At 73.7% G+C, this 9,445-nt stretch carries 7 protein-coding genes; 4 read left to right on the top strand and 3 right to left on the bottom strand.

Annotated elements, in window-relative coordinates; translation table 11 throughout:
* Positions 1–490: 490 nt before the first annotated feature.
* Positions 491–868, bottom strand: a complete 378-nt coding sequence (locus ACZ44S_RS17870; protein ID WP_466930237.1) for a DUF6479 family protein — start codon at positions 866–868, stop codon at positions 491–493.
* 126 nt (positions 869–994) lie between these two features.
* Here ACZ44S_RS17870 and ACZ44S_RS17865 point away from each other — a divergent pair, with 126 nt between their 5' ends.
* The 3 genes from ACZ44S_RS17865 to ACZ44S_RS17855 all read left to right on the top strand — a co-directional run bounded on the left by ACZ44S_RS17865 (position 995) and on the right by ACZ44S_RS17855 (position 5,366).
* Entirely contained in the window at positions 995–1,366 is a 372-nt protein-coding gene (locus tag ACZ44S_RS17865) for a four-helix bundle copper-binding protein (protein WP_466929942.1), read from the top strand.
* A 118-nt stretch (positions 1,367–1,484) separates the two neighbouring features.
* Positions 1,485–3,752 (top strand): serine/threonine-protein kinase, encoded by a 2,268-nt coding sequence (locus tag ACZ44S_RS17860; protein ID WP_466929941.1) that lies wholly within the window; start codon positions 1,485–1,487, stop codon positions 3,750–3,752.
* A 48-nt stretch (positions 3,753–3,800) separates the two neighbouring features.
* Positions 3,801–5,366, top strand: coding sequence for a phytoene desaturase family protein (locus tag ACZ44S_RS17855; RefSeq protein ID WP_466929939.1), 1,566 nt, complete (start codon positions 3,801–3,803; stop codon positions 5,364–5,366).
* 9 nt (positions 5,367–5,375) lie between these two features.
* Here the strand turns inward: ACZ44S_RS17855 and ACZ44S_RS17850 are convergent, their stop codons facing one another.
* On the bottom strand, positions 5,376–7,154 hold the full coding sequence (locus ACZ44S_RS17850) for a serine hydrolase domain-containing protein (protein WP_466929937.1): 1,779 nt from the start codon (positions 7,152–7,154) through the stop codon (positions 5,376–5,378).
* Positions 7,155–7,357: 203 nt separating this feature from the next.
* On the opposite strand from ACZ44S_RS17850, the gene ACZ44S_RS17845 reads away from it, so the two are divergent.
* Complete coding sequence (locus tag ACZ44S_RS17845) at positions 7,358–7,936, top strand: TetR/AcrR family transcriptional regulator (RefSeq protein ID WP_466929934.1); 579 nt, start codon at positions 7,358–7,360, stop codon at positions 7,934–7,936.
* Positions 7,937–7,948: 12 nt separating this feature from the next.
* Here ACZ44S_RS17845 and paaK read toward each other — a convergent pair whose 3' ends face one another.
* Positions 7,949–9,232, bottom strand: coding sequence for a phenylacetate--CoA ligase PaaK (gene paaK, locus ACZ44S_RS17840; protein WP_466929932.1), 1,284 nt, complete (start codon positions 9,230–9,232; stop codon positions 7,949–7,951).
* Between the last annotated feature and the right edge of the window lie 213 nt (positions 9,233–9,445).

Raw genomic sequence — 9,445 nt, 5'->3', positions numbered from 1 at the left:
TACCTCCCTTCCCCCTCCCCCCCCCCCCCCCCCCCCCCCCCCCCCCCCCCGCCCGCCCCCCCCCCCCCCCCCCCCCCCCCCCCCCTCCCCTCTCCCCCCCCCCCCCCCCCCCCCCCCTTCGGGACAGGCGGCGGCAGGCTACGTACGGTCGCCCTTCGGCTTGCCCCGCTGGTCCGGGGTGCCGTGCGGCGGGGGACTGGACGGCTCCGGCGAGGTGGCGGGCGAGACCCGACCCGGTCCGGCCGGCACTCTGCTCGGAGGTACCGCGCCCGGGTCGCCCCCGGGTCGCCGGACGGTCGGCTGGGCGCCCGCGCGCGACTCCTCCAGCCGGGCCGTCAGCGAGCGGATCCCGCTCTCCGGCCCGCCGAGGGGCAGATGGTCGTCATCGGGCAGCGGCAGGGTGTGGCGGGCGGGCGGGATCCGCCGTGGTTCTCACTTCCCCGTGCACGACGTGCGAAGGGGCGGGCGGTGGCCGCCGGTCCGGGACGGATCAGTGGCGGCCCGGTCCGCCGCTGCCGAACGACCCACTGCTGCCCTCGTCCCAGCGGGGCCGCTCCTGCGCGGCGCCGGTGCGGCTGCCGGCGGTGCCGTGGCCGTTCAGCTCGTGCGGTGTCAGACGCTCGTCGCCCCGGGGCACCTCGTCCGGCTCACGTTGCTCCCGTACCTCGTGGACCGGGCCGCCCTCGGGCATCCGGGGCTGCTCCTCGGGCCGGGGCCTGCGCGTCCTGTTGTTCCTGACCCGGCGGCTGCCGAAGGCGAACATGCCGATCAGCAGGGCCAGCACCACCACCGCCGCCACCGCCAGCCCGGCGCCCAGGGCGCCACGGCCCGCCGCGAGGTCGGCCGTCTCCATCCATGAGGTGTTCATCATGGCTCGCGGGTACCCCCGGACCCCGGCACGAACCGGCTCACCTCGCCGCGGGACACGCACGCCGTCCCCGCACGCCTGCCGCCGTCCGCGTTTGACCGCCGGGGCGGCGGCTACCCGCGCGGTGTGACGACGACATCGCAGAAGGAGCTGTTCCGGTTCCTGGAAGACCGCTTCGCCTGTGCCCAGGCCTGCACCGAGTGCGCACGGGCGTGCGCGACCCGGGCCAGTCTGGCGGACCCGGACGGGACCGAGGACCAGGAACTCGTACGACGCAAGGGCATCATGTGCGCGGAGGTCTGCGACGCGACCTGCCGCATGCTGTCCGAACAGAACCTGGTGGACGAGGCGACCATCAGGATCCAGGTGGAGTGGTGCCGGCAGGTGTGCCTGGAGAGCGCCCAGGCGTTCGACGGCCACTGTGGGGCGGAGGAGACGGCCGAGGCGTGCCGCGCCTGCGCACGGGCCTGTACGGAGTTCCTCGCCACGCTGAACTGACCGCCCCGCGCAGCGGACGGACGCGCGCCCCAGCACCGTACAAACTCGGGCGAGTTGTCGCCATACTGGACGAGCCAGGGGAGGGCGGGGCGGACTGCGACGGGGGCGGGCGAAGGAGATGGGGGACAGCAGGCTGATCCACGGCCGGTACCGGCTGCTCGACCGGATCGGACGCGGCGGCATGGGCGAGGTGTGGCGGGCACGGGACGAGTCGCTGGGCCGGCAGGTCGCGGTGAAGTGCCTCAAGCCCGTCGGCGCGCAGCACGACCAGGCGTTCGGCCGCGTGCTGCGCGAACGGTTCCGGCGCGAGGCCCGGGTGGCCGCGGCGCTGCAGCACCGCGGGATCACGGTGGTGCACGACTTCGGAGAGTCCGAAGGCGTGCTGTACCTGGTGATGGAACTGCTCCAGGGCCGCAATCTCAGCCAGCTCCTGGAGGACAACAAGCAGCACCCGCTGCCGGTCGACGAGGTGGTGGAGGTCGCCGGCCAGGTCGCCGCGGCCCTCGCCTACACCCACGACCAGGGCATCGTGCACCGGGACCTCAAACCCGCCAACATCGTCCGGCTGGACGACGGTACCGTGAAGATCTGCGACTTCGGCATCGCCCGCCTCGGCCACGACATCGGCTTCACCTCCCGGCTGACCGGCACGGGCATCGCCATGGGCACCCCGCACTACATGTCGCCGGAGCAGATCAGCGGCTCGGAGGTCGACCGGCGCAGCGACCTGTACTCCTTCGGCTGCGTGCTCTACGAGATCGCCACCGGCGTGCCGCCGTTCGACCTCGACGACGCCTGGGCCATCCTCGTCGGTCACCGCGACACCCCGCCCCGCCCGCCGCGCGGCCACCGCGCCGAGATCCCCGAGCACCTGGAACGGATCATCCTGGACCTGCTCGCCAAGGAGCCCGCCGCCCGGCCGGACAGCGCCCGTGAACTGGCCGACCGGATCGGCGCACTACGGGCGGCCCCGGCCGCGGTGGGAGCCGGCCCGGACACCGCCGCCCCCGGGGCGACGGCACGCGCGGCCGGAACAGGCGCCGGGGAAGCGCGGGCGGTGGGGCGCGCGGCCCGGCTGCCGTCCTGGACACGCGGCATGACCTCCGGACACAAGGCGGCCGGCACCGGCCCGCGCACCGCGCCCCCCGACCCGGCCGCCGGACTCTCCGGTGAGTGGATCGCCCGCCCCGCCACCGGCCCCCACGCGCGGCCCGTGCCCGAGGAGCGGCCCGCCCCGTCGCAGCAGGCCCTGACCACCCTCGTCGGACGGCACAACGCCGGTCTGAGCCTGGGACGCCTCGGCCGCTGGACGGAGGCGGGGGAGGTGCACCGCGCGGTCGCCGCCGAACGCGAGCACCTCCTCGGCCCGGACCACCCCGACACCCTCGCCAGTCGCTACGAGGTGGCGTTCACCCTCAGCCGCACCGGCCGCGCCGCCGACGCGCTGCGCGAGTACAAGCACGTGACCGAGGCCCGCATCCGCACGCTCGGCCCCGACCACGCCGACACCCTCGCCGCCCGGCAGGAAATGGCCTACGTCCTCGCCCAGCTGGGCCGCCCCTTCGACGCCCACCAGGTGTATCTGTCGGTGCTCACCGCCCGCGAGCGGACCATGGGAGCGGACCACCCCGACACCCTGCGCTGCCGCCACAACCTCGCCTTCAACCTCGGCAGGCTCGGCCGCCTCGAGGACTCCTACGGCATGGCGTGCGAGGTGGCCGCCGCCCGCGCCCGGGTGCTCGGCCCCGAGCACCCCGACACCCTCGTCACCCGGTACGACGTCGCCTACGCACTCGGACAACTGGGCCGCTGGACCGAGGCCCTGGAGACCTACCGGGAGGTCGCCGACGCCCGCGCCAGGGCGCTCGGCCCGGACCATGCGGACACCCTCGCCGCCCGCTACGAGACCGGTATCAGCCTGGGCCGGCTCGGCCGCACCAGCCAGGCCCTCGACCTCTACCGCCGCCTCGTCGAGGATCGCACCCGGGTACAGGGACCCCGCCATCCCGAGACCCTGCGCGCCCGGCACGGCATCGGCGTCAACCTCGGCCGGCTCGGCCGCTGGGCGGAGGCCCTCGCCGAGTCCCGTGAGGTGTGCGCCCTGCGCGAGCGGGTCCTCGGCGCCGACCACCCGGACACCCTGGTCAGCCGCCGCGAGGTCGCCGTCGGCCTGGGCTGGCTCGGCCACTGGGCGGACGCGCTGACCGAGTACCGGCGGGTCGCCGACGCCCGCGAGCGGATCCTCGGGGCGGACCACCCCGACACCCTCGCCGCCCGCAACGACGAGGCGCACTGCCTGGAGCGGCTGGGCCACGGCAAGGAGGCGGCGGGGCTGTACCGCAGGGTTGCGGCACTACGGCAGCAGGGGGCGGCCGGAGGGGCGTGACCCGGACCGCGTCTGGCCGGTACGGATCACCGCGTGTTACGAAGAACCATGACCGCAACCGAGGGATCCCGGACGTACGACGCCGTCGTCGTCGGCGCAGGCCACAACGGCCTCGTCGCCGCCGCCTACCTCGCCCGGGCCGGGCGCTCCGTGCTGGTGCTGGAGCGTCTTGACCACACCGGCGGGGCGGCGGTCTCCACCCGCCCGTTCACCGGAGTCGACGCACGGCTGTCCCGGTACTCGTACCTGGTCAGCCTGCTGCCCCAAAAGATCGTCCAGGACCTGGGGCTGGACTTCCGGCTCAGCACCCGCACCATCTCCTCCTACACCCCCACCGAACGCGGCGGACGGCCCACCGGCCTGCTCGTCGGCGGCGGCGAACAGCGCACCCGCCAGGCCTTCGCCCGCCTCACCGGCTCCGAGGACGAGTACCGGGCCTGGCAGCGCTTCTACGACATGACCGGCCGCGTCGCCCGGCGCGTCTTCCCCACCCTCACCGAACCGCTGCCCACCCGCGACGAGTTGCGGCGCGCGGTCGACGACGAGGAGGCCTGGCGGACCCTCTTCGAGGAGCCCATCGGCGTCGCCGTGGAGCGGAACTTCGCGGACGACCTGGTGCGCGGCGTCGTCCTCACCGACGCCCTCATCGGCACCTTCGCCGACGCCCACGACCCCTCCCTCGCACAGAACCGCTGCTTCCTCTACCACGTCATCGGCGGCGGCACCGGCGCCTGGGACGTCCCGGTGGGCGGCATGGGCGCCCTCACCGACGCACTGGCCGACGCCGCCCGCGCCGCGGGCGCGGTCATCGCCACCGGCCACCGTGCCCTGCGCATCGACGCCGACGGCCGCACGGCCGAGATCACCTACCGCACCGCCGACGGAGAGGGCGTCGCCGGCGCACGGCACGTCCTGGTCAACGCCTCCCCGCAGGAACTCGCCGCCCTCACCGGCGACACACCGCCGCCCCCGTCCGAGGGCGCCCAGCTCAAGGTGAACATGCTGCTCGAGCGGCTGCCCCGGCTGCGTGACCCCTCCGTCGACCCGCGTGAGGCGTTCGCCGGCACCTTCCACATCGCCGAGGGGTACGGGCAACTGGCCACCGCACACGCCCAGGCCGCCGCGGGCGAGCTGCCCGCCGCCCCGCCGTCCGAGATCTACTGCCACTCGCTCACCGACCCGACGATCCTCGGCCCGGACCTGGCCGCCCGCGGCTACCAGACGCTCACCCTGTTCGGACTGCACACCCCCGCCCGGCTGTTCGAGCGGGACAACGACGCCGTGCGGGAGGAACTGCTGAAGTCGACCCTCGCCCAGCTCGACGCCCATCTCGCCGAACCCCTCGCCGACTGCCTGGCCACCGACGCCGAAGGACGCCCGTGCCTGGAGGCCAGGACCCCGCTGGACCTGGAACGCGATCTCGGGCTGCCCGGCGGCAACATCTTCCACCGCGAACTGTCCTGGCCGCACACCCAGGACGGCACCGGCCGCTGGGGCGTGGAGACCCGGCACACCAATGTCCTGCTGTGCGGCGCCGGCGCGGTGCGCGGCGGTGGTGTGAGCGGAGTGCCGGGCCACAACGCCGCCATGGCGGTCCTGGAGGCGGGGGACTGATCCGCGGGCTCAGTCGGCCGACCGGGTCCAGCCTTCCGCCCCGACCCGCGCCGCGTCCTCCCGGCGCGCCTCGTCGAAGAGCCGGCCGCCGGGCGCCTCGACACGCACCGCGTCGACATACGCGCCGCGCCCGACGTACAGCCGGTCCGTCGTGTAGCGCCAGCGCAGGGTGAGGCCCCGCGCGGCGGGCAGAGCGGCCGTGAGGTCGTGCCAGACCCGTCCGGACCAGCCGGTGACCGTGCCCGAGGGATGCGGCTGGGGCTCCGCGCCCCGGCGCCCGGTGGTGAACGGCACCGGCTGCCAGCTCGTGCCGCCGTCCGCGGAGGCCTCCAGGACCAGGACATCGGCTCGGGGCTCCGTGTCCCACCACAGCGAGCAGCGCAGCCGGGCCGCGCCGGACGACGTGTCGAGCGCGGGCAGTGTGAGGGTCGCCGTCGCGGAGCCCGCCATCCCGGAGAACCATGCGGTCCGGCCCCGGTCGGGCCGGACCGGCACCGCGCGGGCCAGCTGGTTCGCGGCGGCCACGCGGGGAGCGGATCCCGAACGCCAACTGCGCACGGGATGGACGGAGTTGCCCAGCACAACGAGGAACGAGTCGGTCGTCGGGTCGAGCACCAGACAGGTTCCGGTGAATCCGGTGTGGCCCGCCGTGCGCGGAGTGGCCATCGCGCCCATGTACCAGTGCTGGTGGAGCTCGAAGCCGAGACCGTGCTCGTCCCCGGGGAAGGCGGTGTTGAAGTCGGTGAACATCAGCTCCACCGACTCCGGCCTCAGGATCCGCTCCCGGCCGTAGACACCGCCGTTGAGCAGGGTGCGGCCGAGGATCGCCAGGTCCCAGGCGTTGGAGAACACCCCGGCGTGCCCCGCGACGCCGCCGAGGCTGTAGGCGTTCTCGTCGTGCACCTCGCCCCACACCAGACCCCGGTCGAGGCCGGACCACGGTCTGCGGGCGTCCTCCGTGGCCGCGATCCGCGGCTTCCAGGAGGCGGGAGGGTTGTAGCGGGTGCGGTGCATGCCCAGCGGACCGGTGATCCCGTCGCGCAGAAGGACGTCGAGCGTGCGGCCGGTGATCTTCTCCAGGACCAGCTGCAGCGAGATCAGATTCAGGTCCGAGTACCGGTACGCGGTCCCGGGCGGACTGGCCGGCGCCTCGTCGTGGATGAGCCGGATCTTCTCCTCGTACGTGGGCGCGTCGTACAGCGGGATCCAGGCGCGGAACCCCGAGGTGTGGGTGAGCAGTTGCCGGACCGTCATGTCCTGCTTGCCCGCGCGCCCGAAGCCCGGCAGGTACGACGCGACGGTCGCCTCCAGCTCCAGCCTGCCCCGCTCGATCTGCTGCACGGCGAGGACGGAGGTGAACAGCTTCGACACCGAGGCCAGGTCGAAGACGGTGTCCGCGCTCATGGGGATCTGCCGGTCCGCAGGGAACTCGACGCCGGTGTCGGTCTCCTCGTCGTACGCCTGGTAGCGCACCGCCATGCCGATGGGCCGGTGCAGCGCGACCGTGCCGCCGCGTCCGGCCAGCAGCACGGCCCCCGCGTACCAGGGGTGGGCGGGGGACGGCCCGAGGAACGCCTCGGCGCCGGCGACGAGTTGACGTAGCGGCGCGGGGAGCAGTCCGGCGCGCCGGGCCGATCCGTGCCGCAGTGTTCGGGCGCCGCCGTGTACCGCCCCGGCGGCCGAGGCGGGGTCGGCCGGAAGGGGGGCGATGGTCAGCGCTCCGCCCAGGGCCAGCGCGCCCCGGCCCAGTTGACGCCGGCTGATGCTTCCCGCCCCTGCCTCCGCCATGAGGTTCCTCCCGTGTCGTGGCCCCGCGTGAGGGGCTGAAAGAATTTTTCGGGGAACGTCGCGCGGAGTGAAACTTTCGTGTCAGGTGCGGGATGTGTCAATGGGGCGTGCACGGTCACGGGATGCTCCCCGAGGCTGACGACTCCAGACGTAGTACTCTGCATGCAGTGGTGTGACGGTGTCCGGCGGGCGGAGTGATGTCAGTGGTGAGACGGAACGAGCAGCGGCGGGCCGCGCTGGTGGACGCGGCGATCGAGGTGCTGGCCCGGGACGGCGCCCGGGGTCTGACCTTCCGGGCGGTCGACACCGAGGCCGCGCTGCCCGTCGGCACCGCCTCCAACTACTTCTCCTCGCGCGACGACCTGCTCACCCAGGCCGGCGCCCGGGTCTACGAGCGGCTCCAGCCCGAGGAGGAGCTCATCGCCCGGCAGCGCACCGCCGGACGGGACAGGGACACCTACGCGGTCCTGATGCGTGAAGTGGTCGGCCGTGTCGCCTCGTTCCGCACCGGCTACCTCGCGCTGCTCGAACTGCGGCTGGAGGCCACCCGCCGGCCCGAACTGCGCACGGTGCTCACCGAGCGGGTGCGCGCCGACGTGGAGGCCAATGTCCGCTACCACGAGGAGTCCGGCCTGCCCGGCGACGCGATGGCCGTCAAGCTGCTCTATCTCGCGCTGAACTGGCTGATCGTCGAACAGCTCACCCTGCCGGACGTCTTCACCCCCGAGGAGCGGGAGCGGCTGGTGACCGCCGCGGTCGAGCGGATCGTGGCCGCCCGGTAGCCGGACCGGCGCTCAGGACCGCTTCTCGCGCAGATCCATGATCCGCCGGATCTTGCCCACCGAACGCTCCAGCGTCTCCGGGTCGACGATCTCCACGTCGACCGAGACCCCGATGCCGTCCTTCACGGCCGTCACGATCGACTGCGCGGCCGCGGCCCGTGTCGCCGCGTCCGCGTCCGGGCGGGCCTCCGCGCGCACGGTGAGCGCGTCCATGCGGCCCTGGGTGGTCAGCCGGAGCTGGAAGTGGGGAGCCACGCCCGGGGTGCGCAGCACGATCTCCTCGATCTGCGTGGGAAAGAGGTTCACCCCGCGCAGGATCACCATGTCGTCGCTGCGCCCGGTGACCTTCTCCATCCGCCGGAACACCCGGGCGGTGCCCGGCAGCAGCCGGGTCAGGTCCCGTGTCCGGTACCGGACGACGGGCATCGCCTCCTTGGTGAGCGAGGTGAAGACCAGCTCACCCCGCTCGCCCTCCGGGAGGACCTCACCGGTGAGCGGATCGACGACCTCCGGGAAGAAGTGGTCCTCCCAGATGTGCAGCCCGTCCTTGGTCTCCACGCACTCCTGCGCGACACCCGGGCCGATCACCTCCGACAGCCCGTATATGTCCACGGCGTCGATCGCGCAGCGCTCCTCGATCTCCTGGCGCATTCGCTCCGTCCACGGCTCCGCGCCGAAGATCCCCACCCGCAGCGACGTGGAGCGCGGATCGATGCCCTGCCGCTCGAACTCGTCGAGCAGGGTCAGCATGTAGGACGGCGTCACCATGATGACCGAGGGCTTCAGGTCCTGGATCAGCATCACCTGCCGGGACGTCATCCCGCCGGACGCCGGGACCACCGTGCACCCGAGCCGCTCCGCGCCGTAGTGGGCGCCCAGGCCGCCGGTGAACAGGCCGTAGCCGTACGCCACGTGCACCGTGTCCCCGGGCCGGCCGCCGGCCGCGCGGATCGACCGGGCCACCATGTCGGCCCACATCGACAGGTCGCCCTCCGTGTAGCCCACGACGGTGGGGCGTCCGGTGGTGCCGCTGGAGGCGTGGATGCGGCGGATGCGGTCGCGGGGTACGGCGAACATCCCGTACGGGTAGTGCTCCCGCAGGTCTGCCTTGGTGGTGAACGGGAAGTGTGCCAGGTCGGACAGGGAGCGGCAGTCGTGCGGGTGGACGCCGGCCTTGTCGAAGGACTCACGGTGGAACGGCACGTTGGCGTAGGCGTGCCGCAGGGAGGTGCGCAGCCGTTCGAGCTGGAGCTCGCGCAGTCCTTCGGGATCGAGCCGTTCCGCCGGGTCCTTCATCGCGCTCCCGCCCTCCTCGCCCACTCCGGACGACCGATCATTCGGTCGATCTGCCGATCAGTAAGCCAGGCGAAGCCGTCGGGGGGCAAGAGCCAAGACCCGTCTCTCGCCCCCGCCGCCCCTTCCCGTCCCCGTCCCCCGGGGGCGCTGCCCCCGGACCCCCGCTCCTCAAACGCCGGAGGGGCTGGAATTAGCCCCTCCGGCGTTTGAGGA

The organism is Streptomyces malachitofuscus, assembly GCF_055571035.1.
The sequence above is the reverse complement of the archived record's forward strand: the minus strand, read 5'-3'. Positions and strand labels throughout refer to the sequence as shown.

What these genes read in the sequence shown, in the direction of transcription:
- ACZ44S_RS17870 (WP_466930237.1), bottom strand. Translation starts at nt 868, where the DNA reads ATGAACACCTCATGGATGGAGACGGCCGACCTCGCGGCGGGCCGTGGC.
- ACZ44S_RS17860 (WP_466929941.1), top strand. Translation starts at nt 1,485, where the DNA reads ATGGGGGACAGCAGGCTGATCCACGGCCGGTACCGGCTGCTCGACCGG.
- ACZ44S_RS17855 (WP_466929939.1), top strand. Translation starts at nt 3,801, where the DNA reads ATGACCGCAACCGAGGGATCCCGGACGTACGACGCCGTCGTCGTCGGC.
- ACZ44S_RS17850 (WP_466929937.1), bottom strand. Translation starts at nt 7,154, where the DNA reads ATGGCGGAGGCAGGGGCGGGAAGCATCAGCCGGCGTCAACTGGGCCGG.
- paaK (WP_466929932.1), bottom strand. Translation starts at nt 9,232, where the DNA reads ATGAAGGACCCGGCGGAACGGCTCGATCCCGAAGGACTGCGCGAGCTC.